This is a genomic window from Halomonas huangheensis (assembly GCF_001431725.1).
Classification (GTDB): domain Bacteria; phylum Pseudomonadota; class Gammaproteobacteria; order Pseudomonadales; family Halomonadaceae; genus Halomonas; species Halomonas huangheensis.
Window position 1 is genome coordinate 461766 of sequence record NZ_CP013106.1, and the last position, 16534, is coordinate 478299.

The 16534-nt window shown below is 60.4% G+C and carries 17 protein-coding genes; all 17 read right to left on the bottom strand.

Annotation, left to right across the window (positions count from 1 at the left end):
- Position 1: 1 nt before the first annotated feature.
- Positions 2–751: an SDR family oxidoreductase gene (locus AR456_RS02180; RefSeq protein ID WP_021819699.1), complete on the bottom strand. Its 750-nt coding sequence runs from the start codon at positions 749–751 to the stop codon at positions 2–4.
- 120 nt (positions 752–871) lie between these two features.
- Entirely contained in the window at positions 872–1831 is a 960-nt protein-coding gene (locus AR456_RS02185) for an SMP-30/gluconolactonase/LRE family protein (RefSeq protein WP_021819700.1), read from the bottom strand.
- Positions 1832–1946: 115 nt separating this feature from the next.
- Positions 1947–2789, bottom strand: coding sequence for an IS3 family transposase (locus AR456_RS02190; RefSeq protein ID WP_236995560.1), 843 nt, complete (start codon positions 2787–2789; stop codon positions 1947–1949).
- Between the two features lie 11 nt (positions 2790–2800).
- Positions 2801–3133, bottom strand: a complete 333-nt coding sequence (locus AR456_RS20790) for a transposase (protein ID WP_155829251.1) — start codon at positions 3131–3133, stop codon at positions 2801–2803.
- 90 nt (positions 3134–3223) lie between these two features.
- The gene (dgoD, locus tag AR456_RS02200) at positions 3224–4372 is read right to left on the bottom strand and encodes a galactonate dehydratase (protein WP_021819702.1); all 1149 of its coding nucleotides are present in this window, start codon (positions 4370–4372) and stop codon (positions 3224–3226) included.
- Positions 4372–5190 (bottom strand): FadR/GntR family transcriptional regulator, encoded by an 819-nt coding sequence (locus tag AR456_RS02205; RefSeq protein ID WP_021819703.1) that lies wholly within the window; start codon positions 5188–5190, stop codon positions 4372–4374. The genes dgoD and AR456_RS02205 overlap by 1 nt, the downstream gene beginning before the upstream one ends.
- A gap of 175 nt (positions 5191–5365) precedes the next feature.
- Positions 5366–6022, bottom strand: coding sequence for a 4'-phosphopantetheinyl transferase family protein (locus AR456_RS02210; RefSeq protein ID WP_236995562.1), 657 nt, complete (start codon positions 6020–6022; stop codon positions 5366–5368).
- A complete protein-coding gene (locus AR456_RS02215; RefSeq protein WP_021819705.1) occupies positions 6003–6455 on the bottom strand; it encodes a hypothetical protein in 453 nt (150 codons plus the stop codon). Before AR456_RS02215 ends, AR456_RS02210 begins: the two co-directional genes overlap by 20 nt.
- Positions 6456–6553: 98 nt before the next feature.
- Positions 6554–7813, bottom strand: coding sequence for a beta-ketoacyl-ACP synthase (locus AR456_RS02220; protein WP_021819706.1), 1260 nt, complete (start codon positions 7811–7813; stop codon positions 6554–6556).
- Entirely contained in the window at positions 7813–8538 is a 726-nt protein-coding gene (fabG, locus tag AR456_RS02225; RefSeq protein ID WP_021819707.1) for a 3-oxoacyl-ACP reductase FabG, read from the bottom strand. Before fabG ends, AR456_RS02220 begins: the two co-directional genes overlap by 1 nt.
- Positions 8538–9026: a hotdog family protein gene (locus tag AR456_RS02230; protein ID WP_021819708.1), complete on the bottom strand. Its 489-nt coding sequence runs from the start codon at positions 9024–9026 to the stop codon at positions 8538–8540. Before AR456_RS02230 ends, fabG begins: the two co-directional genes overlap by 1 nt.
- Positions 9023–10219, bottom strand: a complete 1197-nt coding sequence (locus AR456_RS02235) for a beta-ketoacyl-ACP synthase (protein WP_021819709.1) — start codon at positions 10217–10219, stop codon at positions 9023–9025. The genes AR456_RS02230 and AR456_RS02235 overlap by 4 nt, the downstream gene beginning before the upstream one ends.
- Before the next feature lie 123 nt (positions 10220–10342).
- Positions 10343–11590, bottom strand: a complete 1248-nt coding sequence (locus tag AR456_RS02240) for an NAD(P)/FAD-dependent oxidoreductase (RefSeq protein WP_021819710.1) — start codon at positions 11588–11590, stop codon at positions 10343–10345.
- A complete protein-coding gene (locus AR456_RS02245) occupies positions 11577–13889 on the bottom strand; it encodes an MMPL family transporter (protein WP_021819711.1) in 2313 nt (770 codons plus the stop codon). Before AR456_RS02245 ends, AR456_RS02240 begins: the two co-directional genes overlap by 14 nt.
- Positions 13886–14518 carry a LolA-related protein gene (locus AR456_RS02250; RefSeq protein WP_021819712.1) on the bottom strand — a complete coding sequence of 211 codons (633 nt, stop codon included), beginning with the start codon at positions 14516–14518 and terminating at the stop codon, positions 13886–13888. The genes AR456_RS02245 and AR456_RS02250 overlap by 4 nt, the downstream gene beginning before the upstream one ends.
- Positions 14515–14955, bottom strand: a complete 441-nt coding sequence (locus AR456_RS02255) for an acyl-CoA thioesterase (protein ID WP_021819713.1) — start codon at positions 14953–14955, stop codon at positions 14515–14517. The genes AR456_RS02250 and AR456_RS02255 overlap by 4 nt, the downstream gene beginning before the upstream one ends.
- Positions 14942–16534: an HAL/PAL/TAL family ammonia-lyase gene (locus AR456_RS02260; RefSeq protein ID WP_021819714.1), complete on the bottom strand. Its 1593-nt coding sequence runs from the start codon at positions 16532–16534 to the stop codon at positions 14942–14944. The genes AR456_RS02255 and AR456_RS02260 overlap by 14 nt, the downstream gene beginning before the upstream one ends.

The window sequence follows — 16534 nt, forward strand, 5'->3', positions numbered from 1 at the left end:
TTCAGGCGATGCCGCCGTTGGCACGAATGACTTGGCCATTGATCCATTCCGCTTCAGGGCGCACGAGAAAGGCAACCAACTCGGCGATATCCCGAGGCTCGCCGAGGCGTTCCAACGGAGACATATTGGCGAAACTCTCAATCTGTTCAGCACTCTTGCCGTTCCGGAACAGTTCGGTATCCACCGGACCGGGTGCTACCGCATTGACGGTTATTCGACGGCCCCTCAGCTCTCGGGCGTAGATCCGGGTAAAGGACTCCACCGCGGCCTTGGTAGCGTTGTAGATGGCATAACCGGGTAGGTTGAGTGCCAGCGCTGAGCTGGAAATATTGATGATGCGGCCGCCTTCATCGAGACGGCTTGAGGCCTCGCGCAGGGTGTTGAAGGTGCCTTTGGTGTTGGTGTCGAAGTGCTGGTTATAGAGTTCGTCACTGACTTCGGCCAGAGGAATGGTGGTCAGGACTCCTGCGTTGTTGATCAATACATCGACGCGGCCGAACTGTTCCATGGTGGCATCGAACAGGCGGGCGACGTCATCGCTACTGGTGACATCCGCCTGTTGTGCAAAGGCCTGACCGCCCTGGGCTTCGATTTCTTCGACCAGCGACTCGGCACGTTCCACGCTGCTGGAATAGTTGATCACGACAGCAAAGCCGTCATTGGCAAGGCGCCGGCATATATCGGCGCCAATGCCGCGTGAGCCACCGGTAACAATGGCGACACGCGGCTGTTCGGGTGTCAGCGATGACATGGATGATTCCTCGAGGGTGTTGCATATTACCCTCGTCGCTTGCCCTGGATTATGCAAGAGCGAACAGGGTCCAATGGCGCCCGATCGCTCTGAAACATGATATTCCTGTCAGACACCGCCCTAGCGAAGGTGTAGCGGTTCATCGGCCTGGCCGCGAACACCAGGCAGAATATCGGCCAGCTCGATGACAAAGGTCGCACCGTGCTGCAGGCCGTCATCAAGGTTATCCAGCCCTTCGGTGGCGGTGGTAATCAGCAGAGTGTCGAGATTTGCACCGCCGAATGCCGGGCATGTGGTGTGGTTGGCGGCCACCTTGATATGCGCAACCTCCTCACCCTCCGGCGAAAGCCGGGCGACTCGACCTGCTCCCCACAGGGCAAGCCACATGTAGCCATCAGCATCGATTACCGCTCCGTCCGGCGAGCCGATATCGTCGCTGAAATCGGCCCACACCTCGGGCGCGACCAGCTCATCGGGTTGGGTGTCCTGGCTGAAGGGCGTGCCATCCTCGCGCAACGGAAAGCCCTGATCATCCAGGCGCCAGCGCATCACTTTCTGGGTAGGAGTATCGGCAAACCATGCGTAGTGGCCGTCGGCAGAGAAACAGATCGCATTGGGAATGCTGATCTGGCGGCGTAAAACCGTCACTTCACCACGATAGAGGCGATACAGGCTCCCGGCTTCCGGCTGCGCAGACTTGCCCATCGACGAAAACCACAGTCCACCATGACGATCGAGGCGCGCATCATTACTGCGGGTCACGCCGTTGTCGGCCTCGACATCGCGCCATGGCGAGACAGTGCCATGGGCATGCTCCATGACCATCAGCCCGTGTTCGGTGACCAGTAGATCATCACCATCGGACAATGGAGCAGCAAAGGACGTCAGCTGCGCCAGCTCGATAATCCGATGTTGATCATCCTCAAGGCGATGGCGGTGAAGCTGGCGGCCGATGATATCCAGCCAGCGAAACTCGCCACGTGCGGCGTCCCAGCCCGGCCCCTCACCCAGCTCACAACGCTGGTCATGCAGCACTCTGGCCTCACCCAGGCAGGGAGAGGAGGGCGTCTTGTTGTTCATATTTGAGTCTCCTTGTGGGAAAGAGATCAGATGGAAGAGGTCCTCGTAAGCTTTACAGTCAATTGTCATCGCCCGCAGCTTTCTGGTGTGCCCCTGAAAAAGTAGACACCTCGGTTTAGGCCGCCAACTCGTAGTCCCTGGGGGTTAATCCGCCCAGGGTCTCGTGAGCGCGGACTCCATCGTAGTACTCTTCAATGTAGTATTTCACCGCCTTCTTCATTTCCTCACGCGTCACCAGCCCCAGATGATGCAGCCACTCCCGCTTCATCAGAGAAAAGAAACTCTCTGCACAGGCGTTGTCCCAACAGTTCCCTCGCCGAGACATGCTGATCGTAAAGCCGGCCCCATTCAGTGTTTTCAGCACGTCCTCACTGCGATACTGAGCTCCCTGATCTGAGTGGAACAGGCTGTCTCCCTCAGTGATCGACCGCCAGCTCAGCGCCTCCACTACAGCTTCTTTCACCAGGGTGGCATCCACCTGAGGGCTGCAGGCATGACCGACCACGCGACGCGAGTACAGGTCCATGACCGTAGCAATGTAGAGCCAGCCTTCCTGACACCGAACCTGAGTGATGTCCGATACCCAGACACGGTCAGGCTCGTCGACACAGAAGCCTCTGTTGAGCAGATTGGGGCGTACCGGGATACCGGGCTTTGGTTTGCGCCAACCAGGGCGAGGAGCTGTCACAGAGCGATATCCCATGCGCTGAAGCAGTCGTTGGACTCGGTTCTGGCTGCAGATGAAGCCTGACTGCACTGCGGAATACCAGAGCTTGCGGTAGCCGGGAATCCCATGCTGCTGCTCAGCTTCCTGATGCAGAAACATCGACAGTGCTTGATTGGCCTGGCAGCGCTTCGATGGCGTCCTGGACGCCCAGCGATAGAAGCCGGATCGAGACACTCCGAGTACTTTGCACATCATGGCGACCGGATATTGATCACCATGAAAACGCTGGATGAAGCGGAACCTTACTTCATGCCCTTGGCAAAGTACTCTTCGGCCTTTTTTAGGATCTCTACCTCCAGCTCCTTGCGTGCCAACTGCTTGCGGAGCTGGCGGTTCTCGCGTTCGAGGTCAGCCAGGCTCTTCGAGGCTCCCCGGTTGGGCAGTGGCTTCTGATCCTTCTCATGAGTCGACACGTGCTCTCTCCTCCACCGTTCAAGGACACTGGTAGGTACGTCGAACCTGGCAGCAATGACCGCTTGGGAATCCGCCGATTCCAGAGAGCACTGAACCACATGCTGCTTGAATTCAGGCGTATACCGACGACGTGTACGTAGAAGCATGACACCTCTCCTCATCCTGTAAAGGGAGGTGTCTACAAAATCGGGGGCATAGCATTCTTCCTTCTTCCTTCTTCCTTCTTCCTTCTTCCTTCTTCCTTCTTTCGATTACCACTCCGCTACTGAGCCGTCCTCATGCTGCCATACCGGGTTACGCCAGCGGTGGCCGACCTTGGCGCGCTCCTCGACGAATTCCTCGTTGATCTCGACGCCGAGGCCGGGGCCATCGGGGATCGCGCAGTAACCGTCTTCGATGGACAGAGCCGATTTGTCGACGAGGTAGTCGAGCACGTCGTTGTCCTTGTTGTAGTGGATACCCATGCTCTGTTCCTGGATAAAGGCGTTGTGACACACCGCATCCAGTTGCAGCGAGGCGGCTAGCGTCAACGGTCCCAGCGGGCAGTGTGGGGCCAGCGCCACGTCATAGGCCGAGGCCAGGGTAGCGATCTTGAGCCCTTCACTGATACCGCCGCAGTGTGACAGGTCCGGTTGCACGATATCGACCATGTTGTCGGCCAGCAGATCGCGGAAGGCAAAGCGCGTGTGCAGGCGTTCACCGGTGGCGATGGGGGTGGCGAGGTCCTGGGCGATGCTCTTGAGCATCGGTAGGTGCTCAGGGGCTACCGGCTCCTCGATGAACATCAGGTGGTAGGGTTCCAGTTCACGCAACAGGGTCTTGGCCATGGGGCGATGCACGCGGCCATGAAAGTCGACTGCGATACCGACATCGGGGCCCACGGCGTCACGCGCTTCGGCGATACGTGCCACGGCGTCGTCGATCTTGCTGTGGGAGTCGACAATCTGCAGTTCCGGAGTGCCGTTCATCTTGAAAGCGGTAAAACCCTGGTCCACCAACGCTTTCGCACCGACACCGACGTCGGAAGGGCGGTCACCACCGGTCCAGGCATACATACGCATCTTGTTGCGCACCTTGCCACCGAGCAGTTGGTGGACAGGAACGCCCAGCTCACGACCCTTGAGGTCCCACAGCGCCTGGTCGATACCGGCGATGGCCGACATCAGAATCGGTCCGCCACGATAGAAACCCGCGCGATACATCACGTTCCACAGGTGCTCGATATTGCGCGGGTCTTCGCCGATCAGGTAGTCGGACAGTTCGTGTACCGCTGCCTCGACGGTGGCAGCACGGCCTTCGATGACCGGCTCGCCCCAACCGTAGACGCCTTCATCGGTCTCGATCTTGAGAAACAACCAGCGCGGTGGAACCTGCCAGGTCTTGAGCTTGGTGATCTTCATTATCGGTGGTCCTTGATATCGACAGCGCGGGTATTATCCAGCGCCTGGGGGGATGGAAGAGAGTCCTCTGCGACTTGCTCCAGCGCCAGATCCCGTGCGGTACGTTGCAGCAGTTGTTGAGTTGCCTCACGAGCGTGGGAAGGTTGGCGCAGGCGTATGGCATCGAGCAACTGGCGGTGATGGTCGAGACTTTCGGCCAGATCCACGGCATGGTCATGGGAGCGCTGGATCAGTGCCATGATCGCCGGCCGCAGCAACATGCCCATCTGCCTCCAGATCAGGCTGTGACTGGCACGATAGATGGCATCATGAAAGGCTACGTCATACTCGCTGTGAGATAGACGCTGGTCCTGCTGACCTGCCGTTTCACGCATGCCGTGAAAGGCCTTCTCGATACGGGATAGATCATCGCCGGAGGCATGTGTCGCTGCCAGCTCGCTGATATAGGGCTCGGCTGCCAGACGGAAGGCAAAGACTTCATGAATCAGACGTGGATGGGGCGTATTCAGGCCGGCCATCCAGCGGCTCATCTGGGGGGCCAGCAAGTGCCAGTCACTGATGTTGCGAATGATGCTGCCACGCCCGGCGGTGCGGTCGATCAAACCCACAGCGCTGAGTTCGCCAAGCGCATTGCGTACCCGATTTCGGCTGATGTCAAAGTGGCTGCAGAGGTCCATTTCACGGGGAAAGGCTTCTCCGCTCTGCCAGTGGCCGGACAGGATCGCCTGAGCCAGACAATCGGCCAGCTCAGTGGCGCTATCGCCGATCTGCTGGTGGGGCAACCGGGATAAAGGGTCCGTCGTGGTCTCGGATGGCATGTCTCGACTGCTCGACTCTGGGTGGATGCAATGCTGAGGAAGTATTTGTCAGATAATAGTCTAGAAATGTCTGACAATTAGTGCAAGAGGGCAGAATGAAGAACAAAGAGGTCAGAGGGAAGAGGTCTTCATAAGCTTTACAGTCAATTGCCATCGCCCGCAGCCTTCTTCCTTCTTACGCCTTACGGTTTGAAAGCTCCATCACCACTTCACTGGACTGCGACCAGCGGATATCGAGGTCTGCGTAGGGGCCGCACAGGCTTAGTGTGGCTGCTTTAGTCTGAGCCGACCAGGCATGAATGTCGCCTTCGGGGGCGAGGTTTGTCAGCCGCATCGCCAGCACATGGGAGGGTTGCTGGCCTTGCAGCCAGGCGAGCTTGAACAGTGCTTCGTAGCTTGTCCAGGCGCGGTAGAAGGCTGACAGGCGATCCTCGGCGGCGTGGATACGCTGCCGGACTTCGGGTTCGGGCAGCATCTCGATCAAGGCATCGAGGCGTTGAAGATGACGCGCTACCGGCACCTCGAGATCGAGGCCCAGCGGGCGGTTGGCGAGGCCGGCGACCACCATGCCGCGACGGTGGCTCAGAACGGGGGTGTATTCGGCAGGCAGGGCGGGATGGCGTGGGGGGCCGCTGCCGCGAGGAGACCAGGCGTGGAGCGGACAGTCGAAGCCTTGTAGCGTGGCAAGTTCACTGAGTAGTTCGCGGCCACTCTGTGAGGATGCTGCTGCATCGGGACAATTGCAGCGCCCCGCCAGTATCAGACGGGGCGGCAGTGTGCCGTCGGGCGACATGTCGCTGGATGGAAGCGTCTTACGGCAGGGTGACGACATCGCCACGCAGAGACACACCAGCCATCAATGCACCGGCATGGCACTCATATTCCGTGTCGGATTCGAACTCTTTCTGATCGTAGAAGCTCCTGATATTGATGACCGCATTGCCGCCTTCTTCCTTGGCGCGATCCTGGAGGGCAATCAGTGCCGACAGCATTACCCAACGGCAGGCTTCTTCATCGGTCTTGTTCAAGGCGTTGGTCTTGCGGTTGGTGACCACGGGACCGTGTTCCTCAACGGGCTGAGCAGTGGAGGTTGGACTGAAGACCAGACGAATACTGGTATCCAGGCCAGCCTTGCCGTCCGTTGAGTCAAGAACTTCCTGAATCGGCATGAAATAGGGAGTATCGCGTGCCACGGCCTGAGAGGACATCATGGCCATGCTGCCGATTATCAGTAATGCACTAGTCAACCATCTTGCTGTATTCATCGTGGCATTCCCTTGTGTGAAAGACACTTGTGATGTAGCGGTTGCTTAACCATGACAGCGCACGAGCACTGCGGGTTCAAATCATCATCCTGTACCTTTCAGTCCCAGCGGCGAAAGATCAAGGAGGTATTGATACCGCCGAAGGCAAAGTTGTTGCTCATCACATACTCGCAGTCGATACGATGCATCGTCTTGCGAAGATAGTTCAGTTCAGCACATTTAGGATCCGGTGTATCGAGATTGATGGTCGGATGAAACAGTCCTTCGCGCATCATCTCGATGGCGGTCCATGCCTCCAGGGCCCCGCAGGCGCCGAGGGTGTGTCCGGTATAGCTCTTCAGTGAACTGATGGGCTGCCGAGAGCCGAAGACCGCCGCTGTGGCATGGGATTCGGCGAGGTCGCCGCGCTCAGTGGCGGTGCCATGAGCGCTGACATAGCCGATCTGCTCGGCCGACAGGTTGGCGTCGGCCAACGCATCGCGGATCGCGCGCTCCATGATCGCGGCATCCGGCTGCGTAACGTGGCGGCCATCGCTGTTACTGCCGTAGCCGACCAGCTCGGCATGAATGGGAGCGCCGCGCGCCAGAGCATGCTCGAGGTCTTCGAGAATCAGTGTCCCCGCTCCTTCTCCGATTACCAATCCATCGCGGTCTGCGTCGAAGGGCCGTGGAGTCGTCTCGGGAGCATCATTTCGGGTACTGGTGGCGAACAGGGTATCGAACACCGCCGCTTCGGTGGGCGATAATTCCTCACAGCCTCCAGTGATCATGGCCGTCTGGCGTCCGAAGCGAATCGCTTCATAGGCGTAGCCGATGCCCTGACTGCCTGATGTACAGGCACTGGAGGTAGTGTGGATGCGTCCGCGCACGCCAAGGAAGACACCGATATTCACCGGTGCGGTATGAGCCATCATGCGGATATAGGAATTGGCATTCAGTCCATCGGTCGACTTGTTGATCAGCATATTGCCGAAGTCGACCATGGCATCCGGCTCGCCGACCGAGGAGCCATAGGAAATCCCCATGGCGCCACTGCTGACCAGCTCATCACCCAGCAGACCAGCGTGCTCCAGGGCCAGTTCCGAGGCGCGAGCGGCCATGCGTGCGCCTCGCCCCATGCTGCGTACGGCCTTGCGATGGTAGTGCGGTGGTAGGGTGAATTCCTCGACAGGTCCGGCCAGTCGCGTATTGAGACCCTCGTAGACATCCCACTCGGCAATGTGACGAATACCGTTGGTACCTGCAGCAAGATGGGCACGAATCGTCGGCCAGTCGTTGCCGATCGGAGAGAAGCCGGCCATGCCGGTTACTACCACGCGCCGACCAAGGCCATCCGCGCGAGTTGCGCTTCTGCTCATCAGCACATTCCCCCATTGACGGCGATCACCTGACGAGTGATGTAGCTGGCATCCCGGGAGCACAGGAAGCTCACCGCGGCGGCCACTTCCTCGCTGGTGCCGGTACGCTGCATGGGAATCATCTTCAGCGCTTCTTCACTGGCCAGGCCCTCGGTCATATCAGTATCGACCAGTCCCGGCGCTACTGCATTGACAGTAATTCGGCGCTTGGCGAGTTCAATCGCCAGTGCTTTGACTGCACCGATCAGTCCAGCCTTGGCGGCGCTATAGTTGACCTGCCCACGGTTGCCCATCAGGCCGGATACCGAGGACATCACTACAATCCGGCCCGGTTTGCGCCGACGGACCATGGGCATGGTGACGGGCTTGACGACATTGTAGAAACCGTTCAGGCCGGTGTTGATGACACCGTCCCAGTCTGCATCCGACAGTGCTGGAAAGGCGCCATCGGCGGTGATGCCTGCGTTGCAGACTACGCCGTAGTAAGCGCCGTGCTGTTCGATATCCTGTTCGAGAATGTCGCGGGCGTTGTCGCGATCGGTGACATCGAAGCTCAGAATACGTGCCTGTTGGCCCAGGGCCTGGATCTGCTCGGCAACGGCTTCGGCAGCATCTCGGCGCTCACGGCAGTGCAGCACGACGTCGAATCCATCGTGTGCCAGGCGCAAGGCGATTGCGCGGCCGATGCCACGGCTGGAGCCGGTGACAAGTATGCTATCGGTCATTACTGAGAATCCTTGGGCCGATCATCATTGAACATGGCGTCGAGCATATCATCCGAGTCGGGTTGAAAGACGTTCAGAGAGGCGCTGGCGACCACCCGGTCGGCCGCATCGAAGATCTCTCCGCGAAAGGCACCGAGGCCATTATCAGCCATATAGTCCAGCTCGATCTTGACCTGATAACGGAGAGCAAAGGAAAAATGACTGACTTTGCTGTCATAACGTCGAGTGCCCAGCAGAAACCCGACATGTGGTTTGTGTCCCGCGTTGAGCATGGTGTGTCCCGACCAGGCGGCAATGGCCTGTGCCATCCATTCCAGCCCCACCCAGGCGGGGATGCCCAGGTCGTCGGCAAAGAGGTCATTCCGGTGTGGACGAATAGCCGCTACCAGCTGCTCTTCGCCGATGCTACAGACTTCATCCAACAGGCACATATCGCCCTGGTGGGGCACCAGTTGCTCGATAGGAGGCAGAGTGGGGGTATCACTCATTCGGCTTTCTCCAGCAACAGGGCGATATTGTTACCCCCGAAAGCGAAGGCATTGGACAAGGTGCGACGTACTTCACGCTGCTCCCCCTGGCTGTAACTCAAGCTGGGAAGCTCCGGATCCGGGGTGTCGAGATGCGGTGGCAGACGACCGTGGGCCATGGCCAGCCAGCAGAAGGCCGCCTCAAGGGCGCCACAGGCTCCCAGGGTATGGCCGGTCAAGCTCTTGGTTGAACTGCATGGAACGCCTTCGGGAAACAGTCTGGCGACAGCGAGCGCTTCCATACTATCGTTCTGGCGAGTGGCGGTGCCATGCAGGTTGAGATAGTCGACCCGGGACGGCTCGACACCTCCCATTTGCAAGGCTGCAGCCATGGCATCATGAGCTCCACTACCGTCGGGGCGTGGTGCCGAGATATGGTGAGCGTCGCTGGTCTCGCCGTAGCCCTTGAGCTGAATACCACCGCTTTCGCCGGTGACCAGAAACAGAGCGGCACCCTCACCGAGATTGATACCACTGCGCGCGGCGGAGAACGGTTTGCAGGGGTCAATGCTGACCGCATCCAGTGAGCTGAATCCGCTCACTGTCAGTTGGCATAGGCTATCGGCGCCTCCCGCGATCACCGCATCGCACACCCCGGCCTTGATCAGCCGTGAGGCGCTGGCCAGGGCACGGGCGCTCGAGGTGCAGGCGGTGGACAGGGTATAAGCGGGTCCGTCGACACCGCACCACCAGGCCACGAAGTCGGCTGGTGCACCCAGCTCGTGACGGTAATAGATGAAGTCGTCTGGCCACTCACCCTTTGCGAGACGGTACTTGAGGGCGTGCTCGGTTTCGCTGATGCCGGAGGTGCTGGTACCCATGACCACACCCATGCGTGCAGCGGGATTGGCGGCTCGCCAACTGTCGAGCGTTGGCGCGAGACGTTGCAGTGCGGCGGCGAGTAGACGGTTGTTGCGCGAGCGATGTTCGGCGGGCCAGTCGCTGTCATCCGGCAGGGGAGTGTCGACGCTTCCCAGTGGTAGAGGTTGTTCCGGGCGCCAGGCGTTACTGTGGCGCAGGCCGCGCTGACCCGCGAACAGGCGCTGGGCGATGTCGTCCAGGTTGTCACCGAGGGGGCATACCAGCGCAGGGGGATATAGCCGGCAGCTCTGTAGCGCTGTGGTCTGTGGAGCTGTGATCGAGTCGCGGAGCATGTGCTGTTGTCTATCGATGTCTTGTATTCACTAGGGTAATGCTTCAAGCGTCCTGTTGTCGCAGCTTCGTTATCAACAGTTGTGCCAGGTTCGGCGTCGGTTGCCGAACCTGCTGCGGTTGGTTCAGCCAGGCTGCTGGTCCATCGCACAGCGTTCCGCGAGACTCTTCAAGCGACGGCGACTGGCGGCAACATAGGGATTGGTGGTATCCCAGGCGTAGCCGGCCAGCACCGAGGCAATCATCTCACGCAGACGAACTTCCTGGCGTTGATGGAAGATGATGGTCTGTAGGCTGCCATCGTACCAGGCGTCAACGTAGTCTCGAAAGGTGGCGACGCCCTCGCGTAGCGGTATCTCGAACTGCGTTGCCCAGTCGATGTTCTCGCCCTGTAACTGGCGCTCGACCAATGGAGCAGCACGTAGTGCCGAGTCCAGAGCGATGGTCACGCCGGAGGAGAATACCGGATCGAGGAACTCACCGGCATTGCCGAGAATGGCGAAGCCCGGTCCATGCAGGCGTTCGATATCGGCCGAATACCCCGCCAGACGCTGAACATCACGCACGGGACGGGAATTCTCCAGCACGCGTGCGAAACGTGGCTCTTGACCCAGCAGTGCCTGAAGCCGGGCGCTGTCATCGGCGGCGACGGCATCTATTCGCTCCGGCTCGCCGACGACACCGACCGAAGCGCGACCATTGCTGAATGGAATCAACCAATACCAGATGCTCGGATGCTGGGGGTGGATGCCGATCAGAATCTTGTCGCGGTCATGGTCGGTGGCGGTGATATGGTCCTCGACATGAGTGAATAGCGCCGCCCGCGGAGCCAGAGAAGAAGGCCGATCGAGCTGTTCGAGGCGTGCGAGGACACGACCATAGCCGCTGGCATCGAGAACGAAGCGTGCCTGGATTCGGCTCTGCTCACCCTGTTCGTTGACGACTTCGAGGCCTGGAGCTTGAGGGTCGGCGTCGAAGTCGGTCACGGTCACTCCGAAGTCGACGCGTGCGCCGAGCGTCATGGCGCCCTCGATCAGACGCTGATCGAAGTCCGCGCGCTCGACTTGCCAGGTGGTGCCGGGGCCGTCACTGAACTTGTGGCGAAAGTCGATGGCGGTGTATTCCTCCCGGCGACAGAAGGCAGCGCCATTCTTGTGTTGATAACCGGCATTGGCGACGAATTCCAGTAGCCCACAGGCCTCCAGGTGCGGCATGCACTGAGGCAAGAGACTCTCGCCAATCGAAAAGCGTGGGAAATGGCCGCGCTCGAACACCCGAACCTGGTGGCCACGCCCTGCCAACCAGGCCGCAGCAGCAGCCCCTGACGGACCAGCGCCGATTATCGCGATGTCAGTGTGTTCAGTGGGTTTCATCAGAACGCGTCTCCGAGGAGTCAATGGCTTGAGAGCCGAGATGCTGCGGGTCGTGGGGTTGGACGCCACGCGCCAGCGGTACCAGACACCAGGTGGCGACCAGGCCGATCAGGCAGGTCGTACCGAGGAAATGCAGCGCGGGGGTCGCACTGAATGCCAGCAGACCGAACGCCAACAGGCTTGAGGCGCAGGATAGAGTGATCGCCAGCCAGGCACTACCATCCGCGGGGTGCTCGGTACTGAAGATACCGGCATCGAGCCCGATACCCAGTACCAGCAGCAGGCCCAACAGATGGAACAGGGTCAGACCGGTATGGGTGGCGGCGAACAGGCCGAGGGTTACTGCAACGGCTCCGACGGGCGGCAGTAATGCTCGCCAGGCACGCTGGCGATAGCGCCAGCTGAGTCCAGCGATGACGACAACCACAGCCAACAGCAGCCATTGACTGATTTCCTTGCTGAGAATCGTCAACTGATTGGATAGTGCGCTGACGCGGTCGCGATAGAGGATATCCGGTGCTTCCGCCAGTTCCTGTAGCTCGGCGACGCCACGGGTGTCGATGTCGCCCAGCAGCACCAGCGCCGTTGGTGTATCGGTATCCTCCAGCCACAGGGAACGGCTGCCTTCACCGGCACGTGAGCTCAACCAATCGCTGACCGTCAACTCGGGGACATCATCGAGACGCTGGCTCAGGCGCTCGCTGAGCGACGGATCGAGTCCGGCCTGGGTGAGCAATTCCGGCAGCACATCCTGGTAACGCTGGCGTACCAGCGTCAGGTTGCGCTGTTGAGTGGCCTGCGAGGGGACGGCCTGAGCGATGTGTTGCCAGGAGTCCAGATGGCCATCCCTGGCAAGGCTGGCCAGTGATGGGTCAATGTCCTCAAGCCGTTGCAGCAATGCCTCTCCGGTATCGGCGCGGACCACCAGATAACGGAAGCTTGCCGGGCGCTGCATCAGGCGTTGTACATGCTGCTGTTCGGTAATCAAGCCACTGGGAGATGGATTGAGTTGCCGCAGGTCGTGACTCAGGGTTGTCGAAATCATTGCCACCAGAGTTGCCGTCGACAGCACCAGGCTGGCGGCAAGCACAATCGGCAGGCGTGGCCGGGTCAGCCGCCAGCGGTTGAGTCTCTCGGCAATGCGGGACGTGGCTGGGTGAGGGTGTATGGACAGCAGTGGTAGCCAGAGTCGCACCGTCAACCAGGCGCCGATCAGTCCCAGTGCGGTGAAGGTCGCCATCTGACGCAGACCCGGCATGGGGGTGGCCAACTGTACGAGGTACGCACATAGACTGGTCAGCAGGCCAAGAAACAGGCTGGGCCATAGCTGTGACAGCGAGCGTTGGGGATGTAGCTGGCGATAGCACTGCAGGTGCAGGGCGTAGTCCACCGAGATGCCGATCAGGCTGGCGCCAAAGGCCAGCGTAATCAGGTTGAGCGATTCGAACAGTGCCCAACTGACGGCGGTGGCCAGCACTAGTCCGGAGAATACCGGCAGCAGCAGGGAGACCAGTACGCTGACGCGGCGAAACACCAACGCCAACAGCACGATGATGCCGAGTAACGACCCCAGTCCAATGGTGCTGATCTCGCTGCGTGCCTGCTGTGCACCAGCGGCGGCATGGAAGACCACCCCCGCTCTCAGTACCGTCAACTGTGGATGTGCTGCCTTGAAGGCATCAAGGGTTTCGGTCAGACGAGTCTGTAGAGCGAGTTGGTAGGGATCACCATCCAGCGTGGCGCTGATCACTCGCCAGCGGCCTTCTGCGGAGTCGATGCTGGGTCCTCCATCCAGCCAACTGACCGGTCCGGACAGGCGCTCGTTCAGCCATTGATCCAGCAGGCCGAAGGGGTCGCGCAGCAGATCGGTTTCCATTCCCGGTGTGAACAATCGGGCCAGGGCCTGCTTACGCCAGCTGTCTCCGTCGGCCTGTTGCAGTTCTGCGCTCAATAGCCGGTAGCGATAGTCGGAAAGTGTCTGATCGGGGCGTGGCGGTGTCTTGCTGTCGAGCGAGGCCACCACTCCGCTGCTCTTCAGCTGTGCGCGTAACTGCTCGGCGGCTTGTGCCGAGTCGTCGCCCTTGACCAGCACCAGCAGGCGCCTCTCGTAGGTTTTGCCGAGGCTGGCATCGGCGTGTTGCAGAATCTGCTGGTCGTGCGATTCCGGCAACAGCGCAGTGATACGGGTATCGAGAGGCGTGCCATGCCAGATCTGGTGGCCAACGAACAGCGCACACAGCAGCAGTATCACAGCCCATGTGAAGGCTGCCACGCGCGCCGAGAGTGATGCTGGCCTCACTCGTGGTCCTCTGTCGCCACCTGGGGCAATGTCGAGCAGGCCACGGGTTCCAGAGTCAGTGACAGGCGGTCGCCGTTGGTGAACTGAATATTCATGCCGTCAATGCGTACGCCGCCATCCAGGGCAATCTGCTCGAGGTGTTCGGCCACTCGTTTGTCACGGGGCTTCAATGCTGCGCGCCAGGCATTCATCTCGCCGTCGAGCTCAATATCGAAGTGCTCCTGCAGTTCACTCCAGTCGCCTTCGAGCAGGCCGCTGAGGACTGGCAGTAACGCGCGCATGCCGGGGGACAGCTCTGGATTGTCGGGTGACAGCAGCACACGGCTTTCCACCGGGGTCAGCGTTTGCCACACCAGGCCATCGGGGCGGCGATGAAAATACCCGGAGCTGGTAAGTTCGTTCTCCAGATCAGCGATCCAGCGCTGTTGCTCGAAGCTGACGCAGGCTGGGGCCTGCCTGGCAAGCCGGCTGGCAAGACGTTCGGCATCGATGGTATTGGACGGAGCTGAATCGGCGGCATGGGCCTGATCGCGTGTCAGTGCCATCAGGCCGGTACACAGGGTCGTGGAAAAGAGAACAGTGGAAAACAGTGCAGTGGAAAACAGAGCAGCGGAAAACAGCCTTGTCATGATCGAGTCTCCTGCCAGGCGATGAGCCGTTCAAGCAGTGACGGCGGTGATGCGAGGCACATTTCCTGGTCGTTCAGGCCGACTGCGACCTGGATGGTCCAGGCGCGTGTCAGACGTTTGCCGCTATCGGCACAGCGGATGGTGTAATCGACCTTCAGCCGGTGCTCCCATTCACTGATGCGTGCTTCGATGCGGATGCGTTGGGCAAAGCGAATGGGGGCAGCATAGCGAATACGCAGGTCGATCACCGGCCAGGCATAACCCGAGGCCTTCATCTGCGGATAGTTGTACTCGATACTCTCCAGCAGTCGGCAGCGCGCGATCTCCAGGTAACGCACGTAATGGCCATGCCAGGCGACCTCCATCATGTCGATGTCATGAAAAGGGATCTCGAGCTCCGTCTCGACGCGTGGTAGGGGATGATCAGCTGGCGTCATAAAGGCTCCAATGTCGCTGGCGAATCAGGCGGCAGAGATGGTTGAGGTCTCGATCCAGGGCACGATCCTCCTCCAGCGGCGCTATCTCCTTGCGCACCTGCTCGACGAACTCGGCAAGGCGTTGAGGAGTCGGTGTCGCGCTCTGCAATTGGCGACGCAGTTCGACGCCCTGACAGGTAGCGTGCAGGGTTGCGGCGGCGACCTGCTCGACCAGAGTCAGCACCCGCAGTGCGTCGCGCGCGGCGATGGTGCCCATGCTGACCTTGTCCTGGTTGTGGCACTCGGTGGAGCGCGAGAAGACGCTGGCCGGCATGGTCAGCTTGAGGGCTTCCGCCGTCCAGGCCGACGCGCCGATCTGCACCGCCTTGTAACCGTGATTGAGCGGCAGACGCGAAGCGCTGGCACCGCTCAGGTTGCTCGGCAGGCCATGGTTGTAGCGGCTGTCGACCAGCAGCGCCAGTTGACGGTCGAGCAGGTCGGCGAGGTTGGCTGTGGCCTGCTTGAGGCTGTCCATGACAAAGGCTACATGCCCGCCGTAGAAGTGCCCACCGTGCATGACCTTACCGGCCTCGACGTCAATCAGCGGGTTGTCGTTGGCACTGTTGAGTTCATTGGTCAGAAACTCGCGCCACCAGGGCAGAGCATCCTCGACCACGCCGATAACGTGCGGTGCACAGCGTGTCGAGTAGCGATCCTGCAGGCGTGGCGAGTTACGTGGAGTGCTGGGCGCGTGCAGGTCATCACGCAGGCGCGCGGCAACACGCTGTTGTCCGGGGTGCGGCTTGGCGGCAAACAAGTCGGCGTCGAAATGATAGGGGTTGCCGTCCAACGCCTGGACCGACAGCGCGGTAATGCGTGTGGTCAGGTGGGTGAGGTATTCGCAGCGAGAGAAGGCCAGAGCGGCGAGCGCGGTCATCACCGCAGTACCGTTCATCAGCGCGAGGCCTTCCTTGGGCTTGAGGCGATACGGCGTCAGACTTCGCTGGGCAAGGGCCTCGCTGGCCGGGCGGCATTGCCCGTTGTCGATCACTTCGCGCTCTCCGCAGAGTACGGCCGCGAGGTAGGACAGCGGGGTCAGGTCGCCACTGGCGCCGACCGAGCCCTCTTCAGGGATCACCGGTATCACGTCTTCCTCGAGCAACCACGCCAGACGCTCGAGCAGTTCGAAACTGACTCCCGAGACGCCACGGCACAGCGATACCAGACGCACCAGCACCACGGCGCGCGCCGCCTCGACAGAGAGGGACTGGCCCATGCCGCAGCCATGGAAGGTGAACAGCTGGTGCGGAAGGCTGTCGATATCCTCGGCGGCAACGGCACGAGTGCAGGCGTCGCCATAGCCGGTGGTCACACCATAGACCACGCCTTCCTCGGCAAGCAGACGTTCGAGGAACTGCTGGCCTGAATCGATATGGGTGCGAAAGGCCGGGTCGCTGGAAAGTGCAACCTTGCAACGGCCTTCGGCAACCGTGAGTACATCTTCGAGGTCGATCGGCTGCCCGTCGAGAATGATCGGCTGTCCTTCAGTACGCTGCCGATCCGTGCGGGCGAGCGTTGAGGAGGCTGGGGGCTGGGTCAT

What these genes read in the sequence shown, in the direction of transcription:
- AR456_RS02180 (WP_021819699.1), bottom strand. Translation starts at nt 751, where the DNA reads ATGTCATCGCTGACACCCGAACAGCCGCGTGTCGCCATTGTTACCGGT.
- AR456_RS02185 (WP_021819700.1), bottom strand. Translation starts at nt 1,831, where the DNA reads ATGAACAACAAGACGCCCTCCTCTCCCTGCCTGGGTGAGGCCAGAGTG.
- AR456_RS20790 (WP_155829251.1), bottom strand. Translation starts at nt 3,133, where the DNA reads ATGAGGAGAGGTGTCATGCTTCTACGTACACGTCGTCGGTATACGCCT.
- dgoD (WP_021819702.1), bottom strand. Translation starts at nt 4,372, where the DNA reads ATGAAGATCACCAAGCTCAAGACCTGGCAGGTTCCACCGCGCTGGTTG.
- AR456_RS02205 (WP_021819703.1), bottom strand. Translation starts at nt 5,190, where the DNA reads ATGCCATCCGAGACCACGACGGACCCTTTATCCCGGTTGCCCCACCAG.
- AR456_RS02210 (WP_236995562.1), bottom strand. Translation starts at nt 6,022, where the DNA reads ATGTCGTCACCCTGCCGTAAGACGCTTCCATCCAGCGACATGTCGCCC.
- AR456_RS02215 (WP_021819705.1), bottom strand. Translation starts at nt 6,455, where the DNA reads ATGAATACAGCAAGATGGTTGACTAGTGCATTACTGATAATCGGCAGC.
- AR456_RS02220 (WP_021819706.1), bottom strand. Translation starts at nt 7,813, where the DNA reads ATGAGCAGAAGCGCAACTCGCGCGGATGGCCTTGGTCGGCGCGTGGTA.
- fabG (WP_021819707.1), bottom strand. Translation starts at nt 8,538, where the DNA reads ATGACCGATAGCATACTTGTCACCGGCTCCAGCCGTGGCATCGGCCGC.
- AR456_RS02230 (WP_021819708.1), bottom strand. Translation starts at nt 9,026, where the DNA reads ATGAGTGATACCCCCACTCTGCCTCCTATCGAGCAACTGGTGCCCCAC.
- AR456_RS02235 (WP_021819709.1), bottom strand. Translation starts at nt 10,219, where the DNA reads ATGCTCCGCGACTCGATCACAGCTCCACAGACCACAGCGCTACAGAGC.
- AR456_RS02240 (WP_021819710.1), bottom strand. Translation starts at nt 11,590, where the DNA reads ATGAAACCCACTGAACACACTGACATCGCGATAATCGGCGCTGGTCCG.
- AR456_RS02250 (WP_021819712.1), bottom strand. Translation starts at nt 14,518, where the DNA reads ATGACAAGGCTGTTTTCCGCTGCTCTGTTTTCCACTGCACTGTTTTCC.
- AR456_RS02255 (WP_021819713.1), bottom strand. Translation starts at nt 14,955, where the DNA reads ATGACGCCAGCTGATCATCCCCTACCACGCGTCGAGACGGAGCTCGAG.
- AR456_RS02260 (WP_021819714.1), bottom strand. Translation starts at nt 16,534, where the DNA reads ATGACCCAGCCCCCAGCCTCCTCAACGCTCGCCCGCACGGATCGGCAG.